The organism is Filomicrobium sp., from assembly GCF_025698805.1.
Lineage (GTDB): Bacteria > Pseudomonadota > Alphaproteobacteria > Rhizobiales > Hyphomicrobiaceae > Filomicrobium > Filomicrobium insigne.
Window position 1 is genome coordinate 14,907 of the sequence record NZ_JAILWT010000012.1, and the last position, 23,566, is coordinate 38,472.

A 23,566-nucleotide genomic window follows, 5' to 3' on the forward strand; every position below is an offset into this window, starting at 1 on the left:
GTAAATCCGCTTTCAGGGTAACCTTGGATTGCATGCATGCACGCGCGATGCACAGGTGCCTCGATATCTACGAGTTCGACTTCATAAATCGTGTCTCCTGGCGTGCGAGAGTCTCTGTATGCGACCGCGGTATCAAGCTTGTCTGTGTGAAATGTAGCACTCAGTCGAGAGGGCTTGGCTGGGTAGTGCTGCTGCCTAAAAGCCTCAAGCTTATTCTCTCGCTCCCAGAGTTTGTGCTGTTCCCCGGCCTCGGCAATTATTTTACCGAAATTACCGGGTTCAACCACGTCGCCCGATACGAGCTCGTTTCTAGTCGAGTGGTAAAGCGGCATGGATCGAGCGTCCCCCCAGAAAGTCTTCCTATTGGCGCATGTTTGGGGAGCATATTCCATTGACCGATATCCAGAAAGCACTCCCTCACAACATCGAGCTCGAGCAAGAGCTGCTGGGCTGCATCCTGATGAATAACGACTGCTTCGACCTCGTTGCCCGGTCGCTGCAGCCCGAGCATTTCTATGAGCGGGTTCACCAGATCGTTTTCGAGGCCATGGGGAAGATGATCACCATCGGCCGGAAGGTGAACCCCACCACGCTCAAGAGCTATATGCCGGAAGATGCGAAGATCGCCGACGATCTGAACCTCGGGCAGTACCTGGCACGACTGGCGGTCAACGCTGCATCGCCGGTCATGGCGCGGGAATACGCACTGGGTATTCACGATCTTTGGGTGTCACGGGGTTTGATGGCGGATCTTGAAGACGCCCGTATGGCGCTTGCCAATCGTGAGCCTGATGTCGATCCGTTCGCAGTCATTGCTCCAATCGAAGACCGGATCGCCAAGCTGCGCGGTCAGCGCATTGCGACAGGCGAGGCCAGCCAGCACGGGCAGAGCTATCTGGACAGCATCACGAAGGCGCAGCAGCGCGGGGGCGTCTCTGGCGTCCCGATCTGCCTGCAAGAGATATCCGAGGTGATCTCGTCACCGGTGTTCGAAGCGGGCAACCTCTATGGCCTTCTGGCATCCAGTGGCGAGGGCAAAAGCTCTCTGACGCTCCAGGTCATCGCCCATGCGCTCAGGAAGGGGCATCCGGTCTTGTTCCTGTCGTTCGACCAGAATGCCGATCAGTGCATCCGGCAGATGGTGGCACAGGAGTTCTCAATCGAGGCCCGGCGCCAGCTTTTCGGCGACGTGTCGGAAAAGGAAATGAAAAAGGCGGTCGACTTCGCCACCTGGATTGACCGCCAGCCGTTCAAGGTCATCAAATGCACGGATCAGAGCGCCCCGCAGCTCGTCGGGCTGGCCCGGTCTTTCATCCGCACGAATGGCAACGGCAAGGTGCCTCTCGTCGTTGTGGATCATATCCGGGCGATCAAGGCAGAGGACCGCAGGTCCGACGAGGGCACGAAAGCGCTCCAGATCGGCAACATCCTCAAGGGCGGAGCTGAGCAGACTCGCGCAGCTTGGCTGATCCTAAACCAGCGCAACACCTCGGGCATGAGGCGCGACAATCCCCGGCCGATCATCGCTGACCTGTTCGGCGGTGAGGGTGCCTTGGCCCCGTTCGATGCGATCTTCTACCTCTACCGCTTCCTGAAGTTCTATCAGCAGGCCAAATCGACGGCCTCGACCGGCTCGGACTGGAAGAAAATCGACAAGGTGTTTCCGTCCGCCGTGCGCGAGGAAAACGAAGACATCGCAGAGATTGGCGTCATCAAGAGCCGGTTCGGCAACCCGCACATCACAAGCCGGCTGATCTTCGAAGCCACGTTCACCCGGTATCGGTCAGACCGTCAGGATATTGGCGAAATGCAGGAGGCCATGCTTTGAACCAGTCGAATGCATTTGCCAAAGAGACCATGCGCGGGTTTGTGGGCTATTTCCAGCTTGCATGGCGGTCAGAGGCGTTTGCCGTCCGCACCAAACGGGATGGCGAGGTTCTCTATTTCGATACTGCCAGCGAGGCCGAGCTCGCCGCATGGAGGATCAAGCACAAGATCGAGGATCTGAAGCTTGTGCGCGGCGGGGAGACTATATCCAGCCACCAGGCAGCCGCCGACGCGCTGTTCCCGACTCTGGTCAGGCAGAAGGGGTCGAGCCGATACACGAAGGTTGAAACGGTCAGGAGGCGCGCGTGATTGACTATCGGATGATCGATCCGCGCGTCATCGAGCTTTGCCGGGAGTTCAGCGTCGAGATCATCCCCGGCACCAGATACCCGGAGGTCGGCCAGACCCGCGCGCCGGACACCCTTCGGCGTATCATCGACCGCTACGGCATGGAGCATGCCCGCATGGTGATGACCACGATCATCGAGGCCGGCAACAACAAGCTCCTCTTGGATAAGGAGGGCTTCTGGATGGTCTCGGACATGGTGAGGGCCTGTCAGGGCATCATCGAGCGGGATGCAAGCGCATGGCTTGAGACATGGGACATGATTCCCGGCGGTGAACTGCAGTTCGTTGCGCAGGAGCTGAGGAGCGTTGTCCCGACGCGCTTCGCCCTTGGCGGGATGGTCTATGAGCGGCTGTTTCGCCGTTTCGGTCCGAACTCGGATCAACTTGACATGCTGGATGACCGCCGGAGGATGACATGAACATCGAAGAGATCGCAGAGCGCCTTATCCGGGCGGCAGAGATCGAGAGCGTCGGCAACCGTGTCGGGCCGGCCCCGCTGCGCGCCCAGCAGCTTCCCTACGTCCATTCCGACGACGACATGAGGAACTGGGGCCACAGGCGAGGGGAGCGCCGCAGCCGCGATCCTCTGGCCAACGCCTGCCGCCTTCTCCGCGAGGACGAGGACGCCCATGCGCTCTATCGGCGGGAGTTCTTCGAGAAGACCGAATACACGGCGCGAGACATCTCGGAGGCCGAGGAGGCGCAGGGATGGTATGCGTTGGTCGACAACGAGGCCAACAGGGCCGCGCTCGCTGCCTGGGTGCGCTGCATGGCCGACCACAAGCGGCTGTTCTTCAAGGACTGGTGCGCCGGTCAGGACATCACGCCGAAGACGGGAAGGGCGCGGAAAAATCGCGCTCTTTCGTCAATTCTTGCACATCTGGCTCGCAGGAGTGTGCAGAATTGCAATAACCCCGAATATGAGGGGTTCCCTGTTTCCCCGGAAAACGGGCATATTGAGCCCAACATCGAAGACGAGCGCGTTGAAGAAAGAGGCGTCACGTCATGGGCCTCAGACGAGGCGTTCACCAGCTACTTCTCAAACGATCCGGCGGACTTCTCCTGGTCTGATCGGCGCAACGAGCGCCGGCGGCAGAGAGAGGCCAAGAAGCGGAAGCAGGAAGCGGCTTAGACCAAACTTGGAACAATCGAACGGCTCACGACTTGCCCCCACATTCATGGAGAGATGTGGAGGAGAGAATGAGCTATGTTCGCTTCGGCGCAATGATCGCCACTTCGACGCTCGTCATGTTCGGGCTCATGTACCTCAACACGTACGCTTTCGATCATATCTGGTTCAGCCAAACACGTGCTTGGATGGCCCTCCTGATGGGCGCAACCATGGCCGTGGTGATGCTCTCGTTCATGTGGGCCATGTACAACAGCCGAACTGCCAATATCGGTATTCTGGCAGCCGGCGCTGTCGCGTTTGCCCTGTCGCTATGGCTGGTGCGCAGTCAGGAGACGGTCGATGACGTCTCCTACATGAAGGCGATGATCCCGCATCACTCCATCGCCATTCTGACGAGTGAGAGGGCGCACATCAAAGACCCGCGCGTTCGCGAACTGGCCGATGAGATCATCGAGGCACAGGTGCGCGAGATCGGTGAGATGAAGGCGTTGATCGCGGATCTTGAGAAGAACCCTGTACCGGATGGCGCGCCCGATCTGCCGGCGCGGTCCACAGACGAGGGACTGGCTTCAACAGCACCGTAGAGCAGTGGTAGCTCGCCAGGCTCATAACCTGGAGGTCGCGCGTTCGATCCGCGCCGGTGCAACCACCGATCACAACTCGGAACCTGGCACTACGCGATACGTTTTCAGTGCAGCACACCAACCACCACAGGAGGTGATGATGCGCACTCGAACGTATATGACAGGGATGCTCGCGCTTCCGATCAACGCCATGCTCTTCGGAGCGGGAGCGGTGCTGGTTCTATCAGTCCCGGCACTGTTTGCGATGGCCGAGTATCTGCTGCCGGCCGTGATCGTGACAAGTATCGCGTTGACCGTTCCGCTGGCGTGGTGGCTTGCCCCCATGCTGAGGTCTCGCAATCACTATCCCGAGTTCAATCGGAAATGGTAGCTGGCGCGAGGGCAGGGCTGGCAGGCTTCAGATGGCGTCCCGTTCCGGCTCTTGTGAGCCTTTCTGCGATAGGACGTAGAAGAGTACAGGAGCGATGATGACGGTGATAAGGATGGATCGCACAATGGTCGCGGCCATCGAGTGGTGATCATCGAAGAACATCACGGTTATGGCGGCCGCTACGTGCACCAGACCGGCAATAAGGAAGCCAAGGAGAATTGCCCTCCATGCTAGTACCAGCATAGGTTTAAGTTCCTGTGTTTATTAGGTGTGGCGCAACATAGCCTAATAAACGGCGAACAAATGCCCGCTCACTGCGACAAATGCTCACGGTGGTGGTCGTTGCATAAGAAGAGAATGGATCAGAACGCCCCGGCCTTGCGCTGGGGCTTCTCGTATGTGGAGACCTGGCATGCAGTGGCAGCCGATCAGCGAGGCCCGCGATATTCGATATGGGACGGTCGCTGATCTCAAAATGTCGTCGGGCCGGGTCTATCGCGCCGTCTATGGCTTTCGCGGCCAAGGGTGCGCATGGTGGCCGCTGCCCGGTCAGGCAAGGCGAAGCCCTATCGGAAAGTTCGCGCCGGTCGCGTTCGCTGTACAGGCATTGGGCAATGTCCAAGCCGGTGATTGGAAAGCTGCAGCAAGCCAGCCTCATGCGTCATGGTGAGGGCATGCACTCACTTCGTCGGCTTCCGTGGGGAGGAATACCACTCAACGGTCAAAGCCCCAGCGAAACCTGATTTTAACCAACTTGTCAGTCACGACCAGTTTTGCCACTTGCCCCGCCTTCATTATCCCAGCGGTCAATCTCCTTGCGTTTGATCGCCGTTGGTGCAGCCTCTTCGTCGTATTCGATGTCGAAGCCAACGACAGACGCTTCGCTCGTGATTGCATCGGCAAGGTCATCATCTGGTATATCCAGATCAGGGAAGACGCGCCTTACTGCTTCGATTGCCTCGGATAAGGCAAAGGGTCCGTCAGCACCATGAGTGTCGTCCAGGAATTCGTGAATTGCCGCTCTGACTTCTGGCGGAAATTGGTGTTCTTGGGTGTCTTTGCTCATCATTACATCTCCTGCCAGGCGATGTGATTGGTCAGCCCCCGTTTAGAGTGATAATAGCACAGCGATGCGTTCACCATCAGTCTGCGCCAGCGATTGATGCGACTGCGTGGCCATAGATAAGAATCTCTCTATCGCGGGAAGCGCGCTCAGCACCGTTAATCGCTTCTTTCGTTGAGAAGTGCGGAGTCCTGCCGATGGCAAGAGCCATTTCTTTCAAACTCCGGTCGTCTTCGATGGATATGGTGTCACCGCTGATTAAGCGGACAGAGTACTTTGGCATAACGGGTCTCTCGTTTGCTGGGATGTGAGGCATCGTTCTCAGTGCATGGCACTTAAGGGCATGGGCATCTGAAACGAAGCCAACGGAGAGCCAGTCAATGCATGACGATGCTCGGCCAGCTCGATTTGGCCAGGTGGCGTCGGTAAAGCACGTTCACTTCAGGCCAATATAGCAGTCTGCCTGATTTCATGGTGATCACCAGATTGCCCCGGTCCTCGGGCTGACACTCTTCGTACGCGAACTTGATCGCGTTAATGACATGCGTGAAATCTCTGGTGCGCGATCCAAAGTTGACGGTCGCCGGCTCGTTGATGTCGATGAGATCCATGGATTGGCCTCCTGACAAGTATGAGGTAACCACACATACCGATTGCCAGCAAGCTTACTCCCATGCCGCCAATCATCTGAGGCCTTCACATGCCCGTCCTGAAAAACGCCAAGCATGAAGCCTTCGCGCAGGGATTGGCAAAAGGCCTGTCAGCCGATGAGGCATACCAGAAGGCCGGCTACAGCCCGAACCGGGGGAATGCCACTCGCTTGAAAGCAAATGAAAGCGTTATGAAGCGAGTGGCTGAACTGCAGTCCAAGGCTGTCAAAAAGGTGGAGATCACCGTTGAAAGCCTCGCTCTTGAGCTTGAAGAGGCGCGCAGCATTGCAATTGGTGAGAAGCAATCTAGCGCGGCGGTCGCGGCCACAATGGGTAAAGCGAAGCTGTTCGGTCTTGGTATCGAGCGCCGCCATCACTCTGGTCAAGTTACGGTTCTCAATGTGACGCCCGATCAACTCAGGAACCTGAGCGACCATGAACTTGCCGACCTCGAAAGAGCATTTCCGGTTCTGCAGAAGCTCGGGGTTGTCACTGCAGGCGATCAGAGCGGAACGTCAGACGCGGGAAGCGAACCGGAGGATTGAGGAAGAAGCAGATGCGGCCGGTGTGTCGCTCTCGGCCTATATTCGCGGTGCCTGGCATGTTCTGGAGCCGGGCAGGGCGTATCGCCATGGCTGGCATATCGATGCGATCTCGGATCACCTCGGCGCCATAACCAATGACCAGATCAACCGGCTGATCATCAACGTGCCGCCGGGCACCATGAAATCGCTGGCGGTCGGCGTGTTCTGGCCGACATGGGAATGGGGGCCGCTCAACAAGCCCCACCTGCGGACACTGGCAACCTCCTACAAGGAGAGCCTTGCCAAGCGTGACAACATCAAGGCGCGCCGACTGGTGCAATCAGACTGGTTCCAAGACCGGTGGGGTCAGAACTTCGATCTGATGCCAGATCAGAACTCGACGCTGAAGTTCGAGAACGACAAGTCCGGCTTCCGGGCCGCGATGGCCTTTAAATCGCTGACGGGCGAGCGCGGCGACCGGGTAATCATCGATGACCCGCTGTCGGTGGATCAGGCCAAGTCGGATGCAGAGCGTCTGAATGCGCAGGAGACGTTTCTGGAGGCGGTGCCGAACCGTCTCAGCGACCCTGAGATGTCGGCCATTGTTCTGGTCATGCAGCGCCTGCACGAAGGCGACACGACCGGTATCGCGCTGGCAAAGAACCTTGGCTACGAGCATTTGATGCTCCCGATGGAGTTCGAGCCCGACAGGTGCTGTTACACCGTGGTGAAGCCGAGCTACATGAAGGCCGAGCCGGTGGAGGGGCGTTACGATGCGCTCAAGCAGGTCTGGTATCTGGAAGGCTCCGAGGTTCCAGACGGGCGGAAGGAATACGTCGAGAAAGCCGGGCCCAAGACCGTCTATCGGCAGGACCGGCGAACGGCTGAAGGGGAATTGCTGTTCGAGGAGCGCTTCCCTCGGACCGTTGTCGAGCGCGACAAGGTCTCTCTTGGGTCCGTGGGTCATGCGGGGCAGAACCAGCAGCGCCCGGCACCGCGTGGTGGCAGCTTGTTCAAACGGAGCTATTTCAAGCCCATCAAGGCCATCCCTGCGGGAACGCGGTTCGTCCGGGGCTGGGACTTGGCGGCAACGGATGACAATCCGGATGCGGCGCGAACGGCGGGCGTGAAGATCGGGCAAATGCCTGACGGGCGTTTCGTCATCGCGCATTGCGTGGCTGAGCATGCTTCGCCCGCACGTGTTCGCACCCTGATCGGCAATACCGCTGATCTGGACGATGCAAATGGCGAGCGCTGCCGCGTCTCGCTCCCAAAAGACCCAGGTCAGGCCGGCAAGGATCAGGCGCAGCAGCTTGTGGCAATGCTCGCCGGCCATGTGGTCAGCGCCACGCCTGAAAGCGGGGACAAGGTGACGAGAGCCGAGCCCTTGGCCGCTCAATGCGAGGCGGGGAACGTCGATATCCTCGAAGGGGCGTGGAACGACATGTTCCTCGATGAGGTGGAGGTGTTCCCGGCGGGCAAGCTGAAAGACATCGTGGATGCAGCTTCGCGCGCGTTCAATGACCTGGTGGGCAGGGCCGCACCGAAACTGCAGATAGGTAGCTACTGATGGCAGACACGACCACCACGCCGCCGAACAATACCAGTTCGGATTACGACGCCATGCTGCCTTACTGGACCATGATTGACGATATCATGGGCGGTGCAAAGACCATGCGGGCGGCCAAGGAGCGCTATCTCCCGCGCTTCGAGAAGGAAGACAGGGAGGAATACGAGGAGCGCGTTAAAACAGCGCCGTGGACGCCGCTCTATTCCGATGCGTTCCGCAACCTTGCATCCAAGCCCTTCAACAAGGAGCTTGCGCTGGATGAGAAAGCGCACGACGACCTGAAGACGCTTTCTGAGAACATCGATGCGGCCGGCAACCATATTCACGTCTTCGCCCGCAAGGTGTTCGAAGCGGGCATCAACAACGCGATTGACTGGATCTGGATCGGCCACACAGACGTGCCCGAAGGCGCATCCGTCGCGACCAGAAAGGCGCTCAAAGCCCGACCCTACTGGACCCGCATTCCGGCAAAGCGAATGCTGGCGGTCTACGAAGACGTGGTAGAGGGCGAGGTGCTTATCGTCCATGCCCGCTTTGATGAGAGCATCAAGCGCCGCGTTGGCTTTGGCGAAGAGACGATAGAGCGCGTTCGGGTTCTCGACCGGGAGCGCATCGAGACGGTTGAAAACGGCGTCACAAAGGTCAGGTACGGCCAGCCGACATATCAGCTCTGGGAGCGCAAGGAAGTCAAAGGGCGCCGGTCTGCAAGCTGGGCAGTGATCGAGGAAGGCCGCATCTCCATCGATGTGATCCCACTCGTTCCTTTCGTGGTTGGTGATCGGGAAGACGGTTCTTTCGAAATCCGTCCGCCTCTGCGCGATCTGGCTTACATGCAGATCACCGAGTTCCAGATGGAGAGTGATCGCAAGCGGGTTCAGACCATGACCGCTTTTCCGGTCTCGGTTTTCAGGGGTGTGGAAGCGCCGGACGATGGCGAAAAGGTCACGCTTGGCCCGCGCGCCGCGTTCTTCTTTCCCCCGGCCGGTGAGGGCGGCCAGCTTGGCGATTTCAAGTTCGCGGAGCCTTCAGGCGCGGCCGGGACCATGCTTCGGGAAGACCTGACCGAGTTCCGGCGCGAAATGCGCGAGGCGGGAATGCAGCCGCTCACCAAGTTCTCCGGCAGCCTGACCGCGACCGAAGTCATGGTGAACGACGCCAAGGCGCACTCCGCAGTGGAGATGTGGGCGCTGGCGCTCAAGGATGCGCTGGAACAGGCGTTCGTCATCACCTGCAAATGGTTAGGGCTCTCCGAAAAGGACCACCCGAACGTCAAGGTCAACACTGACTTTGCAATCGGCGCGCAGACCGCCGAGGAAATGGGTCTCATCATCCAGATGTACGAAAAGGGGCTGATCTCCGCCGACCAGGTGATTGATGAGGCCCTGCGCCGCAACATCATCGGGCCGGACTACGACCGCGACGAAGATCTCAAGCGGATCATCGAGCAGATCACGGAGAGGCTGGAGGATCAGCAAGCCGCCATGCCGCCCGGCGATCAGAACGATGAAGAAGAGGAAGACCAGACAGACGCCGCCTGAGAGCGGCTTTTTTATTGCCCGCCGTTCGGATGAGCGCGGGCGCAATGGGGCAGGATTGCCCGTTCAATGGCCGGATGGCCGGAAGGTGAAGCATGAAACTGAAGCTGGACGAAAACGGCAATGCGGTTCTGGAAGACGGCAAGCCCGTCTATGTGAAGGATGACGGAAAGGAAGTCGCGGTCGATGTGCCGGGCACCGTCGCCACGATCTCGCGTCTGAATGCCGAAGCGAAATCCCACCGAGAGGCCAAGGAAGCCGCCGAGGGCAAGCTGAAGGGCTTCGAGGGCATCGAAGACGCTGCGGCCGCTCGCAAGGCGCTGGAGACCGTCAAGAACCTCGATCAGAAGAAGCTGGTGGACGCCGGCGAGATCGAAACCGTCAAGGCCGAGATCAGCAAGGCGTATGAAACCCAGCTAGCCGAGGCGAACACGGCGCGCGAGAAGGCCGAAAGCGCACTCTATCAGGAGAAGATTGGCGGCTCCTTCGCTCGGTCCAAGTTCATCGGCGAAAAGCTGACGGTTCCGGTCCCGATGGTGGAGAAGACGTTCGGCGACAACTTCGCAATCGAAGAAGGCAAGATCGTTGCCACCGACAAGAACGGCAACCGCATCTATTCCACGTCGCGTCCCGGCGAGCTGGCGGACTTCGATGAAGCGCTGGAAGTGCTGGTCGATCAGTTCGAATACAAGGACACCATCATCAAGGCCAAGTCTGCCAGCGGTGGCGACATCGAGCGCGGTGGCGGCAAGGGGCAGGGTGTCTCCAAGGGCAACATGGGCGGCAATCGCCAAGAGCGCACGGCAGCCATTGCCGCGAAATACCCGGATCTGGCGCAGGGCTGAGGCCCGCGTCACGACTTGCTGCCCGCTCGGATGAGTGGCGGCGCATAGGGGCGGATGCCTCACGCAACGGGCTGCGATGTGCCAGCCAACTCAACCGAAATCAGCATAGGACAAAACCATGTCTCTCTCTCAAATGCAGGTGTTCAACACCTATTACATGCCGGCGATCATCGAGACGCTGGATCAGATGGTGGAGCAGTTCAACACCGCTTCAAACGGCTCGATCCGCCTCACCACCGAGGGTTTCGACGGCGATTTTCTTCAGGAGTCGTTCTTCGCCTCCATCCACTCCGCACAGCGCCGTGTTGATCGCTATGCGGCCAATGGTGCGCAGGCGGCAACCGATCTGACCCAGGTCAAGCATTCTTCGGTGAAGATCGCGGGCGGCTTCGGCCCGATCCGCTACGAGCCTTCGCAGATGACTTGGCTGAACAAGCCGACTGCCGAGGGCATCGAGGTTGCATCCCGCAACTTTGCGGAAGCGCTGATGGCCGACCAGCTCAACACGGCGATTGCCGTGCTTGTGGCTGCAATCTCCAATCAGGCGGACGCGACCAATGACGTGTCTGGTACCGGCGGCATCTCCTACACTGCGATGAACGACGCGCATGCGAAGTTCGGTGATCACTCCGGCAATCTGATCGCCCAGGTGATGAACGGCAGCGCCTATCACAAGCTGATCGGCAACAACCTCACCAACACGCAGCAGCTCTTTCAGGCCCAGAACGTCCGCGTCGTGGACATTCTCGGCAAGGCTGTCGTGGTGACGGATGCTCCGGCGCTGTACGAGGCCGGCACGCCGAACAAGCTCAAGGTGCTGTCTCTCTCCGAGGGCGCTGCAACGGTCATGGATGGTGGCGATGTCATCACCAATATCGAGACCGCCAACGGCAAGGAGCGGATCGAGACCACCCTGCAGATGGACTACACCTTCGGTGTCGGCCTCAAGGGCTACACCTGGGATGAGGCCAGCGGCGGCAAGTCTCCCTCGGATGCGGCGCTTGCTACGGGTGCCAATTGGGACCGCACGGCTTCCAGCGTGAAGCACACCGCAGGCGTCGTGACCATCGCAGACGCTGCCCAGTAAGCGATTGGGGCGGGCCACGGCTCGCCCTTTTCCTTCCCCCTTTTCAGGAGAAAGAACCATGACGAAAGAGCGTCAGATCGCATACGTGAAGCATCCGGTGTCAGCGAAGAAGAAGGCCGAACTGGTCGCCAAGGGCTTCAGGATCATCGATGCGCGCTTCAAGCCGAAGGGTGCCGACGAGATCGAAGGCGGTGGGCAGAAGATCGAACTGGGCACGGACAGCGGTGCCGGCTTCAGCGACGACCAGCTCCGGGCCGCGATCAAGGAAGCGACAGGCAAGGCACCACACCACAAGCTGGGCCGTGAAAAGCTGATCGAGGCATTCAACGCGCTAAACATGCCGGCCGATCAGGAAGAAGAGGCTTCCAATGGCCTGACCCGCCGCGAGATCGAAGCCGATCTGGTCGCCATGAACGTTGAGTTCAATGCAGAAGACGCGCTGGAAGATCTCGCCGCTCTGCGCGATCTGGAGCGGGAACAGCGCGCTTAACCAGCACAAAGGCACCAGCGATGGCTCTTAACACCACCCCCGGCGATCCGGCGGCAGATAGCTACCCCACCCTGGTCGAAGCAAAGGCCTATTGGGACAGCATCGGGCGGGATTACAGCGCTATGGCTGATGCCGAGCTCGAGCAGGCCTTGCGTCGTGGCACGGCTTGGCTCGATGGCACCTATGGCGCGCGCTTCATCGGCAAGACATCGACCTTTGACCAAAGCTTGGAGTGGCCTCGTCAGGACGCCGTGTATCGCGGTGAGGCGCTCCCGAGTGATGAGATACCCCGGAATGTCAAGAACGCCGCCAGTGAAGCCGCATGGCGGGAAGCGACGGAGCCAAACAGCCTTTCGCCCGACTATGTGCCGGCGGAGGGCGTAAAGCAGGAGCAGGTTGGCCCGCTTTCTGTGACCTACAAGGACGGCGCCGGGGGCGTTACTGACGTGTTGCCGGTTGTGACCGCCGTCGATGGCCTATTGCGCGGTCTGGTGGCATCCAAGGCCAGCCTGAATTTCGCAACTGCGGCGCGGGGCTGACATGGCGGGCTTCAACTATGCGAAATCGGCCCAAACTGCAGCGCGTCTTATCAAGCGCTTCGGCCAGACGGGCGCAATCCGCCGAAAGACCAGAACGGGTGGGACCGATTGGAACCCCGAAACTCAGGACATCGACTATCCCTGCACGCTGGTCGTGACGGAATACAGCCTCAAGGAGCGCGAGAGCTCGCTCATTGGGACATCCGACAAGAAGGTTCTGATCTCGACGGAGGGCGTCTCGATCCCGGCCTACGCAGATGCGCCGGCCAGCGGAAACGCCCCGACAGAACGCGATCAGATCGTGATCAAGGGCAGGGCGCACGAGGTGGTGCGGGTCGATCCGCTGGAACCCGGCGGCACTGTTGTTCTATGGACTTGCCAGGTGGCGTTCTGATGGCCCGTAAAATTCCCCTCTATCGCCGTATCCGCTCTCTGATCGATGATCTGGAGCCCTCGCTTCAAGAGGCTTTCCTCAAGTCCGTCAGCGACCTTCGGAACCAGATCGTACTCAAGCAGGTCGTGGAGGCGCTGGAAGCGCGTGACGTTGATCGAGCCATTCGTGCGCTCAACATAGATCGCGCTGCATTCTCACCGCTGCGGAGAGCGGTCGAGCAAGCTTATGGCGCAGGTGGTGAGGCAACCATCGCCGCAATGCCGGTTTTGAGGGATCAGACCGGTGCGCGAGTTGTCGTTCGATTCGATGTTGCGGACCTTCGCGCCGAGGCACAGATCGCGCGCCATGCGGGAAAGCTGATCACGGGCATCGTGGATGACACCATTGTCGTCGCGCGCAACACCATTCTGGATGGGTTTTCACAAGGCGCGCATCCGCACAGGATTGGTCTCGATCTGGCAGGACGTATCTCGCGGGCGACAGGGCGCCGGGAGGGCGGCGTCCTCGGAATGACCTCACCGCAGGCAGAGGCTGCGCAGAATCTTCGCGACCGGCTGTTGTCGGGTGATACGGTGGAAATGCGCAAGGTGCTCGGGATGAACCTGCGCGATAAGCGCTTCGACCGCACCATCATGAAGGCGATTGAGGAGGGCAAGGCTCTACCGTCCGACGTGGTCAACAAGATGTACGGCCGCTATGCCGACAACGCCGTGAAACTGCGAGGGCAGATGATCGCCCGAACTGAGACCGGCAATGCCGTCATGGCCGCCAAGCACGAGGCATTCCGCCAGGGGCTGGAAAAGTCGGGCTATACCGAGCAGGCCGTCACGCGAAAATGGCGTTCTGCAGGCGATGGGAAGGTCAGGCACTCTCATCAGGAGATGAATGGCCAGACGGTACGGGGGCTCAGCGCACCATTTGTCTCGCCGGTCACAGGCGCTCGCATGATGCATCCGCTCGATACGTCTCTCGGTGCCGGCGCAGAAGATGTGGTCGCGTGTCGCTGCGACGAGGAGATCAATATCGATTTCTTTGAAGGACGAGGCGATGGCTAAGAGTTTTTCGGCCCAGGTTGATGAGCGTATCGCGGCCTACAAGAAGCGTCTGACCGCCACCTTTCGGGGTGCTGCGCAAGACCTCGCGAATGAGGTCAAGAAGCCGAAGTCTGAGGGCGGTCACATGCCTATTCTGACAGGGGCGCTTCGCCGATCGCTCATGGCTTCGACGGCGGCAATGCCAGGCATCAGCGATGCCGAGGATTTCCCGAACAATGACGGGCAGATCACGTTGACCATCGCAGGTGCCGACATTGGCGAGACCATCTATCTCGGATTTCAGGCCGCTCATGCCCGGAGACGGGAATACGGGTTCAACGGGACTGACAGCCTCGGAAGAACCTACAATGAGGAAGGCAACGGGTTCGTCCGGCTGACCGCACAGCGTTGGCAGGAATTCGTGGATGCGAATGCCGCGAAGGCTATTCGGGCGTTTCCTTGAGGTCTTCGCGAACGATGATCATGGCTTTCTGCATGGTCTCAATCTGGCGAAGCATGATGGCAAGCACATCCCGGCCCAAAGGGGTCTGGACTTCCTGATTGTTGAACAGAAGCCACGCGGCGTGCAGCCGTTCATAGACTTCATTATCGGATAGCGGGTTCGACATCGCGGACAGGGATAGCACGGCATGACGATTGAGAAAACCATTGAGGCCGCGCTGTTCATGAGGGTGGCCAATCTCGCACTCTCGCCAGCGCTGCCGATCTCGCGGCCGAATGTTCCGTTCACGGTTCCGGCATCGAAAAAGTATCTCACGGTCTCTCACCTGCCGAACCGAAGTCGCAGGCGGTTCCTCAAGGGGAGCAACCCGCATCAGCGCATGGGCATCTTGCAGATCACTGTAGTCTGGCCCTTGGCGACAGGATCGGCCGCCACAGACATCGCGGGGCAGGTGGCCGAGCATTTCCCGGCGGACCTATCGCTTCACAACGATGGTGTCAGGGTCAGGATCACCAAAGCGCCAGACATCCCTCCGCCGATCAAGTCCGATGTGTCGTGGAGCGTGCCTGTCAGCATCAGCTATGAGGCATTTGCCTAAACCATTCCCGGCCATCCGGGTAACGCGGCCCGCTTCGGCGGGCCTTTTTCATGAGCCATTGAAAAGGAGCATCCCAGATGGCGATCCATACGAATGCAGGAACCCGCGTCTTCATTTCGCCGACGCCCGTGAACGTCAAAACCATCAACGACATGGGCGATGCCGCTGCCGTGGCGTTTTTCGAGGCGATCAATGATTGGCTCGAGGTCGAGGAACTGGAAGACCTTGGCGAACTTGGCGACACTTCGGAAGAGATCACTTTCACCTCGCTGAAAGACGCGCGTGTTCGCAAGCTCAAGGGCCCGCGAAATGCAGGCACCCAGACCATTGTAGCGGGGCGCGACCCGTTGGATGATGGTCAGGAAGCCTTCATTGATGCGCAGAAGACCAAGTTCGACTATCCCGTGAAGGTTCTGCTGGATGACGCCCGAACGGACGCCTACAGCAATTCGGTCCAGTATTACGCCGGCATGGTGCAGGGCACTCCCACCAATCTCGGCAACGTTTCCAATGTGGTGCGGCGGACCTTTACGGTCGGCATCAACACTGCCGTGTTCGAGGTGTCCTCGCAGGTGGAGGTTGCTCCCACCAACACGTTGCTCCCCTCAATCTCCGGTGTCGCTCAAGACGGGCAGACGCTCACCGCAATTACCGGCGCTTGGACCGGGAATCCGACGTTCACCTACCAGTGGCAAGCGGATGCGGCCGGCGACAACAACTACGTCAATATCGGCGGCGCTACGGGCGGCACCTACACGGTCGTGCCCGGTGATGTCGGCAACTCCATCCGGGTCCAGGTAACCGGTACGAATGGTGCTGGGAATGCCGTTGCAGAGAGCGGCGGCACGGATCTCGTCATCGCGTAAGAACCTCTCGCAAGAGAGCAGGGCTGCTGATGTTGTCGGGCATCAGCGGCCCGTCCCGACGCCCGACATTCCCGATAGGTGAGACATGACAAAGGAAAAAGCGGCACAGGCTGCCATGGACGATTTTGACCTGTCTGAACTGGACACGGCGGACGAGTCCTACATGACCGTGCTTTCAAACGGCAAAGAGACCTCGTGGGTCTGGACCTTTGCCGGCCCCGGGCACCCCAAGGCCATCGAGCAATCCAACCGGTTCGGACGGGAGCGTCTGCACCGGGAGCGCATGCAGGAACAGGCCCAGGTCAACGGCAAGAAGTGGAAGCCACCGGAAGAGACCCCGGATGAGGTGAAGGCGCGCAACATCAATGTCGTGATCGAGCGACTTCTCGACTGGTCCCCGGTCAAGATGAATGGCGAGCCCTATCCCTTCTCGACTGAGAACGCCCGCAAGTTGCTGGCTGATCCGAGGAAGGGGGCGCTGCTAATTCAGGCGCTTGAGTTCCTCGGGGACGAAAATGCTTTTATGCCTCGCTCGGAGAAAGCCTGAGAGCCTTTGCCGAGCGTGCTTTCTATCTGAACCAAGATGAGGAAGGGCGGACAAGGCGGGATCGACTGGAATCCCGTCTTGATCGGGCAGAGCGCAAAAATCGGCCGGATATCGCTGATGCGCTGGCGGCTGAGCTTGCAATGCCGCCTTTCCCTCATGCCCTCGATTATCTCTGGCGCACCTATGGACGCCTGAGAAGCCGGAAGGCAATGGGCTACGCCGGCCCTGAGCCAATCCAGTGGATCGACATGGATGCCTTTGTTCGCAGAACCGGTATCACGCTCGCTCCGTGGGAAATCGAACTGCTCGAAGACATCGACAACATCTACCTCAGCGAACGGGCGCAAGTTCCTGTTTTGGCTGATGATGTTTCGGGCAAGTCGCTAAAGAACCCAGATGCGTCCAACGTGAACAAAACGGTTGTCAGAAAGCGAGGCTGAACATGGAAGATGTTGCAGCACTGGGCTTGGCCGTCGACAGCAAGCCAGTCGAGAAGGGAGCGCGAGAACTCGACCGGCTGAGCGCAGCAGCAAAGAAGGCAGAGAGTGCCGCTGGCGGGTTTGGTACCAAGGCGAGTGCTGCGGCCAACAAAGTCGCGAACGACAATCGAAGGGCGGCGGTATCGGTCGAGAAGCTGAGTGGTTCTTATCGCGTTCTGTTGCGGCTTGCGCCCGCATTAGGAGCAGCGATAGCGGCTGCATTCTCGGTCCAGCCCATGTTCGCGTTCAAGGATGCGTTGGCGGAAGTGTCGACGCTCGTTGATATCGCGACGTTCGATATGCAGTCGCTGGAGAAGTCGGCGCTGGAGCAATCCGCAGCATTCGGCGGAACCGCCGCCGGTCAGGCCAAGGCGTATTATCAGGTGATTTCAGCCGGGGCATCGTCAGCGGCCGAAGCAACAGACATCCTCACTGCCGCAAACAAGCTGGCCGTTGGTGGCGTCACCGATGTCAGGACCGCAGCCGATGGTCTGACATCTGTTCTCAATGCCTATGGCTCCCAGGTTGAGAGTGCGACCGCTGTTTCCGACGCCCTCTTTGTTGGCATGCGCGCAGGCAAGACGACAATTGGCGAGTTGTCCGCCAGCTTGGGCAAGGTTGCCCCATTGGCCGCACAGACCGGCGTCAGCTTCGATGAACTGGTTGCTTCGGTGTCGGCGCTCACCAAGGGCGGTATCGCAACCACCGAGGCTGTAACCGGTGTCAGGGCCATTCTCGCAGCCGTCGCAAAGCCGACCAAGGAAGCGACAGACCTGTCGAAGGAGCTGGGTATCCAGTTCAGCTCGGCTGCTTTGAAATCCAAAGGCTTCGCCGGCTTTGTTCAGGATCTCGTGAAGCAGACAGGCGGCAGCACTGACGCGCTTGCGCAGTTGTTCGGCGGTGTTGAGGCTCTGGTGCCCATCTTGGCGCTCTCCGGGCAGGCTGGAGTGGATTTCGCGGCCATCTTGGAGCAGATGGGTGTTAAAGCCGGGGCAACCGAGGAAGCGTTCGACAAGATGGCGAACTCTCCGGGGTTTCAGGCTGGTCGTGTCTGGTCGGCGCTGCAAGCCGAAGTGCTGGGCGTCAGTGGCGCCATGTCTGGGGCGCTTGTGGCCGCGCTGAAGGCAGTCGCCGACAACATGGGGACCATTGCCAGCCTTGTAAAAGTAGCGGGCGCAGCGATGCTTGTCGCGTTCGGTCCTGCGATCCTGTCGGCTATGGCAACGGGTTTCGGAACGTTCGTCGGCGCGGTCATCTTCGGCATCAAGGCTATCACCACGGCAATGATGACCAACCCCATTGGCTTCCTGCTCGTCGCCATCACGTCAGCGATTGTCGCGGCCTATGAGTTTCGGGACAAGATCTCCGAGGTGTTCGGGGTTGATGTCGTCGGTGTTTTCAAAACGGTCAGCAACTTCATCCTGAACTCGTTTACCGCAGCCTATGAAGACCTGAAGTTCATTTGGGGCAACTTCGGTGACATCATGGGCGCTGCCGTGATCGGTGGCGTGAACATAGCGATCCGGGCGATCAACGCGCTGATCGATAGCGCCAAAGCCGGCATCAACCTGTTGATCGACGGGATCAATAAGATCCCTGGCATTGATATTGCCAAGGTTGGCGGCTCGTTGAACCTGGAAGAGATGGCGAACCCCGCCGCCGAGCGCTTGGAGAAGGCGAACAAGGCCCATCGCGCCAATGTCGAAGAGATCATGTCCAGAGACACGATTGGCGGGCTACTCGGTTCCGATGGCGAAACCAAGAGCAGCGCAGATAGCTCTGTGGCTGAGCTGCAGAAGCTGATTGACCAGCTGAACAACGGCGGCGTGACCGTCCCCGAGATCGGTGGTGGCGGTGGCCAAAGCTCTGCTGAGAAAGCGGCGAACTCCTACCGAAAGATCGTTGATGGAGCCAAAGAGTTCATCGCCACTCAGGAGCTTGAAGCTCGCGCGCTGGGAATGACGGAGCAGGCAGCCAATGCACTTCGGTATGAGCAGGACATGCTCAATCAGGCGGCAAACGACAACATCAACCTCACCGCCGCTCAGAAGGAAGAGATTTCTGGCCTTGCTCAGAGCATGTCTGCTGCAGAAGTGGCAACCAAGGCTCTGAAAGAGACCTTTGATTTCGCGCGTGATGTGGCTGGCGGTTTTGTCTCCGATCTTCGGTCCGGTCTCAAGCAGGGCGAGAGCTTCTGGGAAAGCTTCAAGAATGCTGCTCTTAACGCGCTCGACAAGATCGTGGACAAGCTTCTGAATGACGTTCTGGACGCTCTGTTCCAATTGAATGGCGCAGCCAGCGGCTTTGGCGGCGGTGGCGGTTTCCTTGGTGGCCTGATCGGAGTGGTGGGAAGCCTGTTTGGTTTTGCTGGCGGCGGCTACACCGGTCACGGCGCAAAGCATCAGGCCGCAGGCATCGTACACAAAGGCGAGTTTGTGTTCTCGAAGGCCGCTACCCAGCGCATCGGAATTGGCAATCTCGACCGCATGCACAAGCAGGCCAAGGGCTACGCTGAGGGCGGCCCTGTCGGTCTTCCTCGCATGCATGCGCCTGCGAACGAGCGTGGTGCCAATGTCGTTGTTGAGGGCACGCAGGTCGTCATCAATGGCAATCCGGACAAGCAGACGCGTGAGGAACTCAGGCGAATGCTTGAAGAGCGCGACAAGAAGCTTGCCCGTGACATTCCGAAGATGGTCGACAAGCGCAATTTTGACAGCTCATATCGAAAGGTCAGGGCCTGATGGAGATCATCTCACCGCCTCTCGATATGGAACTTGTCGGGTGGGAGCCCCTGTCGGGGCCGCGCTCGATAAAAGCAGGGCAGAACGAAGCCATCGGCGGGTACGTCCAAGGGTTTTCCTCGCCTTTCGGTTCGTGGCGCATCCGCCTTCTGTATGCCCCCCAAGAGGGACAGGAGGCACGTCAGTTCCGTGGATGGGTAGCGGACCTGATGGGCGGTGCAAATATCACTCGCTTGCCGTTCCTTGACCCCGACAGGATGACATTCGAGGAGTGCGGCATGTTCAACGTCGCGCCCCAGACATGGAGCAACGGTCAGCCATGGTCGAATGGACTCTCTTGGGGGCCGTCACGCCCGCCGGTCAGGGTGGCTGCCACGGCCTCACGACAGGGCACAGTAATCGAGCTTGAAGAAGAGTTCTGGGGCCACCGGCTGGGCTGGGGGTCGTTTGTGGGGTTCTTCCCGTTCTATTTCGGGATGCATCAGGTTCGACGTGTCATCGCGCCGGGCAAGTATCTGCTCTGGCCGTGGCTCCACAAGGATATCGAGGCAGGGGATTACTGCACGCTCGATCCGGTGATGGCGATGACGATTGAGAGCGAGGAGTCCGTGACGCTCTACCGAGGCGGCACCCACATGGAGGGAACCGCGATCATCCTGCGCCAGGTTGAGGACTATGTTGTTCGGGAGAACGTCACGTGACGGTGTCAGCTGAAGAGCTGGCATTCCTGCGCCGGCCGCATGTCGCCCGTGCATGGTTCGCCGAGCTTCACTTGCCCAGCGGGATCTCGCGCGTTCATCCCGGTGTTGGCAACTTCATCATTGATGGGCATGAGTGGCGCGGGGTCTCCGATCCTATGGCGCACGGGGGCGGGCAGCTCGTGTACATCAATGCGGTAGAGGACCCTCGCTTCGGGCAGGCGGTCTCCGTGGAAATCGTCATCTCTGGCGCGAATAGGGATTTCATCAGGTACATCCATGAGAATGCCGGTTCCATTGAAGGGGTGGCCGCAAACCTCTACTGGGCCGCATTCGACGCTGACAGCGGAACCGCGCCATTCGGGATGCACAAGCCATTTCCCGGGCTCCTGAGTGCCCCCGCAATCCAGTGGGAGGGCTCGGGGGTGCGCACCGTGGGGTTCACCATAGAGAGCGTGTGGCTTAGCCAGGATGATCCCTACGGCGGAACATGGAGCTACACGGGTCAGCTGAAGCGGTTTCCAGACGATGAGGGCGGCGAGTTCATCGGCATCAAAGTCAACGAGACGATCGATCTATGAGCCGCGCCGACCGTCTGTGGGCGTTCCTTGAGCCGTTTCAGGGAAAGCCGATTGTCTATGACAGCGCTGACGGGGACGATTGCACCGCACTCTGTGCCCGCTGGGTGGAGCACGAAGCCGGCTTCTCTGTCCCGATGGAGCCGTATCACAGCCGAATGGAAGCCGAAGCGCTCATCGAGAGGCATGGCTTGGTCGCGCTCTGGGATGCTGCCCTTGCTGATCTTCCTGTCTTCGAGGTCGAAACACCGTCCTTGGGTGATATCGGCCTCATCGAGCGAACGCCGGGGGTGCATTTCGGCGTGATCTTCGCACATGGCGGCTATTCGTTCTGGCGCACCGGGGAGGGAATCCGGTGGTTCTCGCCGCGCCCCTCAATGATCCAAAGGGTCTGGTCCTTCTGACATGAAGAAATTCAGGATTGCTGCGCTGGCGGGCGTTTCCCTGCTGGCGATGACGGCGCACGCTCATGCCATTGAGAGCATCGTAATCGGGCTCGGCTATGCCCTGTTTGCAAGTCCGCTCGGAGCGGTGTTTTCGTTCTCCGCACTGGTCGGGTTTTCTCAGCTTGCAGCTGCCGGTGCACTTATTGGCGGTTCACTTCTGGCAGGCCAGCAGCGGGGCACACAAAACATCGATCCCGGCCAGTTCAAGAACCAATTCGAGAACTCGGAGATGTCCGAGGTGAATGCTGGAGGTCGGGTTCGCCTTGGTGGGCTCAAGGCCTTCGGCAACACAAAGCGTGACAAGATATATCGTTGGATCTGGCACTGTCGTGGCCCCGCTGTCGGGCTGGAGGAGTATTTGCTCGGCGGACGCGAAATCGTCATCGATCCTGACGGCGCGGTGAGCTCGCCACCGTTTGCAAGACCCGGAACCTCGTGGGTCTTTGTTAAAACCAAACCGGGTTCGGACGATGAGGTAGCCTATCCGGACCTGCTGTCCGCGTTTCCCTCGCTCTGGACGGTCAACCATCGCGGGCGAGGCGTCTTCCAATCCCTGATCCGCTACGAAAGCCCAGGGTTCGGAAGCAACGATAATGCCGCCAAACACCAGAAGATGTATGGCGGTGGATATCCAGATATCGAGGTAACGGCACGGATTGGTGAAATCTACGATCCGCGCGACGGAACGCAGAGCGTCGACAATCCTGCGACTTGGAAATGGAGCATGAACGGGGTTCTTTGGGCAGTCCACATCGCGCGCCAGAACCCGCAGTTCACCAGTGCCGATTTCGACTGGAGTAAGATAGCGGCAGAGGCTGACAAGGCAGACGCGCCAGTTGCGACGCTGACCGGTACGGAGCCGCGTTCGACCTTCTCTGGCGTCTGGCTGTCTGAAACCGCCAAGGGCGACACCATGGTGGAGGTTCTGCGCTCAATCGGTGGTGAGATCAAAACCACGCGAGAGAACAAGCACTACGTTGCCCTGATCGATGATGCCCGGCAGCCCGAGGTGGAGTTCACCACCGTCGATCTGTTGAAGCTCGGGATCAAGTACGGTCCCGATGGGCTAAGACGCAAAAACATCTGCCGGGTCTGGTACTACTCGCCGGAACGCAATTTCGAAATGACGGAAGTCGATATCTCGGGTCAGCCTTGGGCGTCCGTGCCGGAGGAGGTCGACAAGTACGGGCCGAAATATCTGGATGTCAGGCTGCCGTTTTGCCCGTCTGCGTCTCAGGCCCAAAGGATCGCGCGGCGTCTGTTCCTGATGGAACGTGCTCGGTCTGGTCAAATGGATTTGCTCTATTCCGGAATGGCCTGTTGGGGCGTGAGTGCAGTGTCATTCCCGATGCCGGATATGGATGAGACTGTCATTGCGCAGATCGAATCTCCAAGAGAGGATCAGGACACGGGCAGGGTGAATGCACCGTTCAAGATCATTCCTGACGAGCTTCTGAACGCCCCATGGAACCCGGCCACGATGGAAGCACCGGCACCGAAACCGGCCCCGCCGATGCAGTATGAGAGCGATCTGGACACGCCGGACGTTCTGGCAAGTTCGGTGGTGCAGTATCCGGGCGGAGCCTATGAGACACGGGTGAAGTTCTCCGGGGTGTCTGGTGGCGCGACAGCGGAAGCCAACTACCGGACCTACACGGATGGTCTGCCAGATCTCTGGCTTCCCATGATCGAATACAGCGAGCACGGCCACTACGGTTATGTGGCGGCAAACACCGTCGGCAAAGAGGCGGACTTCCGGGCGCGCTGGTTCAATGGCGAAGACGAGGCATCCTACTTCTCCGATGTCGTGAACGTGCCGGACATGCAGATCGATAACTCCGCGCCGCCCGAGCCCTATCTGGATGTGCAGGTCACGGACAACGGTGTGGGTGATTACACCTTCGAGGTGGTGGCGTACTCACCGGCGATGAATGCCGTGCGCTTTGTGCTCGCTTCCAATCAGCCAGAGATTACGCCCGGCTATGACGGCGATACCCGACCGGGGCTTGGTTACACCGCCGATGGGACAATCTCGAACGGCCCGGCAGCGATCAACGTGACGATCACGGCCACGGCCTACTCATCGAACGGCACCCCGAGCCCGGTTGCGACCTTCACTTATGTGATCCCGCAGGATCCGAACACCACCCCGTAATTC

Annotated in this window: 31 protein-coding genes and 1 tRNA gene; 27 read left to right on the forward strand and 5 right to left on the reverse strand. The window is 59.5% G+C overall.

Annotation, left to right across the window (positions count from 1 at the left end; all coding sequences use genetic code 11):
* Positions 1 to 391: 391 nt before the first annotated feature.
* The 7 genes from K5845_RS19705 to K5845_RS19735 all read left to right on the forward strand — a co-directional run bounded on the left by K5845_RS19705 (position 392) and on the right by K5845_RS19735 (position 4,261).
* A complete protein-coding gene (locus K5845_RS19705; RefSeq protein ID WP_287959756.1) occupies positions 392 to 1,828 on the forward strand; it encodes a replicative DNA helicase in 1,437 nt (478 codons plus the stop codon).
* The gene (locus tag K5845_RS19710; protein ID WP_287959757.1) at positions 1,825 to 2,136 is read left to right on the forward strand and encodes a hypothetical protein; all 312 of its coding nucleotides are present in this window, start codon (positions 1,825 to 1,827) and stop codon (positions 2,134 to 2,136) included. The genes K5845_RS19705 and K5845_RS19710 overlap by 4 nt, the downstream gene beginning before the upstream one ends.
* Positions 2,133 to 2,594, forward strand: coding sequence for a hypothetical protein (locus K5845_RS19715; RefSeq protein ID WP_287959758.1), 462 nt, complete (start codon positions 2,133 to 2,135; stop codon positions 2,592 to 2,594). Before K5845_RS19710 ends, K5845_RS19715 begins: the two co-directional genes overlap by 4 nt.
* A complete protein-coding gene (locus tag K5845_RS19720; RefSeq protein ID WP_287959759.1) occupies positions 2,591 to 3,307 on the forward strand; it encodes a hypothetical protein in 717 nt (238 codons plus the stop codon). The genes K5845_RS19715 and K5845_RS19720 overlap by 4 nt, the downstream gene beginning before the upstream one ends.
* Before the next feature lie 68 nt (positions 3,308 to 3,375).
* Positions 3,376 to 3,891 (forward strand): DUF305 domain-containing protein, encoded by a 516-nt coding sequence (locus K5845_RS19725; protein ID WP_287959760.1) that lies wholly within the window; start codon positions 3,376 to 3,378, stop codon positions 3,889 to 3,891.
* A tRNA-Met gene (locus K5845_RS19730) sits at positions 3,882 to 3,956 on the forward strand. The genes K5845_RS19725 and K5845_RS19730 overlap by 10 nt, the downstream gene beginning before the upstream one ends.
* A 74-nt stretch (positions 3,957 to 4,030) precedes the next feature.
* Complete coding sequence (locus tag K5845_RS19735; RefSeq protein ID WP_287959761.1) at positions 4,031 to 4,261, forward strand: hypothetical protein; 231 nt, start codon at positions 4,031 to 4,033, stop codon at positions 4,259 to 4,261.
* A gap of 27 nt (positions 4,262 to 4,288) precedes the next feature.
* Here K5845_RS19735 and K5845_RS19740 read toward each other — a convergent pair whose 3' ends face one another.
* Positions 4,289 to 4,504, reverse strand: coding sequence for a hypothetical protein (locus K5845_RS19740; protein WP_206993632.1), 216 nt, complete (start codon positions 4,502 to 4,504; stop codon positions 4,289 to 4,291).
* 169 nt (positions 4,505 to 4,673) lie between these two features.
* Here K5845_RS19740 and K5845_RS19745 point away from each other — a divergent pair, with 169 nt between their 5' ends.
* Positions 4,674 to 4,931 carry a hypothetical protein gene (locus K5845_RS19745; protein WP_287959762.1) on the forward strand — a complete coding sequence of 86 codons (258 nt, stop codon included), beginning with the start codon at positions 4,674 to 4,676 and terminating at the stop codon, positions 4,929 to 4,931.
* An 87-nt stretch (positions 4,932 to 5,018) separates the two neighbouring features.
* Here K5845_RS19745 and K5845_RS19750 read toward each other — a convergent pair whose 3' ends face one another.
* The 3 genes from K5845_RS19750 to K5845_RS19760 all read right to left on the reverse strand — a co-directional run bounded on the left by K5845_RS19750 (position 5,019) and on the right by K5845_RS19760 (position 5,935).
* Entirely contained in the window at positions 5,019 to 5,330 is a 312-nt protein-coding gene (locus tag K5845_RS19750; RefSeq protein WP_287959763.1) for a hypothetical protein, read from the reverse strand.
* A 73-nt stretch (positions 5,331 to 5,403) separates the two neighbouring features.
* Positions 5,404 to 5,607, reverse strand: coding sequence for a hypothetical protein (locus K5845_RS19755; RefSeq protein ID WP_287959764.1), 204 nt, complete (start codon positions 5,605 to 5,607; stop codon positions 5,404 to 5,406).
* Between the two features lie 94 nt (positions 5,608 to 5,701).
* Positions 5,702 to 5,935 carry a hypothetical protein gene (locus K5845_RS19760; protein ID WP_287959765.1) on the reverse strand — a complete coding sequence of 78 codons (234 nt, stop codon included), beginning with the start codon at positions 5,933 to 5,935 and terminating at the stop codon, positions 5,702 to 5,704.
* 89 nt (positions 5,936 to 6,024) lie between these two features.
* Here K5845_RS19760 and K5845_RS19765 point away from each other — a divergent pair, with 89 nt between their 5' ends.
* The 10 genes from K5845_RS19765 to K5845_RS19810 all read left to right on the forward strand — a co-directional run bounded on the left by K5845_RS19765 (position 6,025) and on the right by K5845_RS19810 (position 14,455).
* A complete protein-coding gene (locus K5845_RS19765) occupies positions 6,025 to 6,519 on the forward strand; it encodes a terminase small subunit (RefSeq protein ID WP_287959766.1) in 495 nt (164 codons plus the stop codon).
* A 22-nt stretch (positions 6,520 to 6,541) separates the two neighbouring features.
* Positions 6,542 to 8,068, forward strand: a complete 1,527-nt coding sequence (terL, locus tag K5845_RS19770) for a phage terminase large subunit (protein ID WP_287959767.1) — start codon at positions 6,542 to 6,544, stop codon at positions 8,066 to 8,068.
* Positions 8,068 to 9,606, forward strand: a complete 1,539-nt coding sequence (locus tag K5845_RS19775; RefSeq protein WP_287959768.1) for a DUF4055 domain-containing protein — start codon at positions 8,068 to 8,070, stop codon at positions 9,604 to 9,606. Before terL ends, K5845_RS19775 begins: the two co-directional genes overlap by 1 nt.
* 92 nt (positions 9,607 to 9,698) lie before the next feature.
* On the forward strand, positions 9,699 to 10,448 hold the full coding sequence (locus K5845_RS19780) for a DUF6651 domain-containing protein (protein WP_287959769.1): 750 nt from the start codon (positions 9,699 to 9,701) through the stop codon (positions 10,446 to 10,448).
* Between the two features lie 118 nt (positions 10,449 to 10,566).
* Positions 10,567 to 11,535 carry a major capsid protein gene (locus K5845_RS19785; protein ID WP_287959770.1) on the forward strand — a complete coding sequence of 323 codons (969 nt, stop codon included), beginning with the start codon at positions 10,567 to 10,569 and terminating at the stop codon, positions 11,533 to 11,535.
* 58 nt (positions 11,536 to 11,593) lie between these two features.
* A complete protein-coding gene (locus tag K5845_RS19790; RefSeq protein ID WP_287959771.1) occupies positions 11,594 to 12,025 on the forward strand; it encodes a hypothetical protein in 432 nt (143 codons plus the stop codon).
* 20 nt (positions 12,026 to 12,045) lie between these two features.
* Positions 12,046 to 12,564: a DnaT-like ssDNA-binding protein gene (locus K5845_RS19795; RefSeq protein WP_287959772.1), complete on the forward strand. Its 519-nt coding sequence runs from the start codon at positions 12,046 to 12,048 to the stop codon at positions 12,562 to 12,564.
* Between the two features lies 1 nt (position 12,565).
* Positions 12,566 to 12,958 (forward strand): hypothetical protein, encoded by a 393-nt coding sequence (locus K5845_RS19800; RefSeq protein ID WP_287959773.1) that lies wholly within the window; start codon positions 12,566 to 12,568, stop codon positions 12,956 to 12,958.
* The gene (locus K5845_RS19805) at positions 12,958 to 14,013 is read left to right on the forward strand and encodes a phage minor head protein (RefSeq protein ID WP_287959774.1); all 1,056 of its coding nucleotides are present in this window, start codon (positions 12,958 to 12,960) and stop codon (positions 14,011 to 14,013) included. The genes K5845_RS19800 and K5845_RS19805 overlap by 1 nt, the downstream gene beginning before the upstream one ends.
* Positions 14,006 to 14,455, forward strand: coding sequence for a hypothetical protein (locus K5845_RS19810; protein ID WP_287959775.1), 450 nt, complete (start codon positions 14,006 to 14,008; stop codon positions 14,453 to 14,455). Before K5845_RS19805 ends, K5845_RS19810 begins: the two co-directional genes overlap by 8 nt.
* On the opposite strand, the gene K5845_RS19815 is transcribed toward K5845_RS19810, so the two are convergent.
* The gene (locus tag K5845_RS19815) at positions 14,436 to 14,639 is read right to left on the reverse strand and encodes a hypothetical protein (RefSeq protein WP_287959776.1); all 204 of its coding nucleotides are present in this window, start codon (positions 14,637 to 14,639) and stop codon (positions 14,436 to 14,438) included. The genes K5845_RS19810 and K5845_RS19815 overlap by 20 nt on opposite strands.
* Positions 14,640 to 14,642: 3 nt before the next feature.
* On the opposite strand from K5845_RS19815, the gene K5845_RS19820 reads away from it, so the two are divergent.
* The 9 genes from K5845_RS19820 to K5845_RS19860 all read left to right on the forward strand — a co-directional run bounded on the left by K5845_RS19820 (position 14,643) and on the right by K5845_RS19860 (position 23,563).
* Positions 14,643 to 15,053, forward strand: coding sequence for a DUF4128 domain-containing protein (locus K5845_RS19820; RefSeq protein WP_287959777.1), 411 nt, complete (start codon positions 14,643 to 14,645; stop codon positions 15,051 to 15,053).
* A gap of 77 nt (positions 15,054 to 15,130) precedes the next feature.
* On the forward strand, positions 15,131 to 15,919 hold the full coding sequence (locus K5845_RS19825; protein ID WP_287959778.1) for a hypothetical protein: 789 nt from the start codon (positions 15,131 to 15,133) through the stop codon (positions 15,917 to 15,919).
* Between the two features lie 85 nt (positions 15,920 to 16,004).
* A complete protein-coding gene (locus tag K5845_RS19830) occupies positions 16,005 to 16,466 on the forward strand; it encodes a branched-chain amino acid ABC transporter (protein ID WP_206552749.1) in 462 nt (153 codons plus the stop codon).
* A gap of 122 nt (positions 16,467 to 16,588) precedes the next feature.
* Entirely contained in the window at positions 16,589 to 16,906 is a 318-nt protein-coding gene (locus K5845_RS19835; protein WP_502814150.1) for a phage tail assembly chaperone, read from the forward strand.
* Positions 16,907 to 16,908: 2 nt separating this feature from the next.
* Positions 16,909 to 19,686 (forward strand): phage tail tape measure protein, encoded by a 2,778-nt coding sequence (locus K5845_RS19840; protein ID WP_287959780.1) that lies wholly within the window; start codon positions 16,909 to 16,911, stop codon positions 19,684 to 19,686.
* Complete coding sequence (locus tag K5845_RS19845; protein WP_287959781.1) at positions 19,686 to 20,387, forward strand: hypothetical protein; 702 nt, start codon at positions 19,686 to 19,688, stop codon at positions 20,385 to 20,387. The genes K5845_RS19840 and K5845_RS19845 overlap by 1 nt, the downstream gene beginning before the upstream one ends.
* Positions 20,384 to 20,965, forward strand: a complete 582-nt coding sequence (locus K5845_RS19850) for a transcriptional regulator (RefSeq protein WP_287959782.1) — start codon at positions 20,384 to 20,386, stop codon at positions 20,963 to 20,965. The genes K5845_RS19845 and K5845_RS19850 overlap by 4 nt, the downstream gene beginning before the upstream one ends.
* Positions 20,962 to 21,366 carry a DUF6950 family protein gene (locus tag K5845_RS19855; RefSeq protein ID WP_287959783.1) on the forward strand — a complete coding sequence of 135 codons (405 nt, stop codon included), beginning with the start codon at positions 20,962 to 20,964 and terminating at the stop codon, positions 21,364 to 21,366. Before K5845_RS19850 ends, K5845_RS19855 begins: the two co-directional genes overlap by 4 nt.
* A 1-nt stretch (position 21,367) precedes the next feature.
* Positions 21,368 to 23,563, forward strand: a complete 2,196-nt coding sequence (locus tag K5845_RS19860) for a phage tail protein (protein ID WP_287959784.1) — start codon at positions 21,368 to 21,370, stop codon at positions 23,561 to 23,563.
* The last annotated feature ends 3 nt before the right edge of the window (positions 23,564 to 23,566 follow it).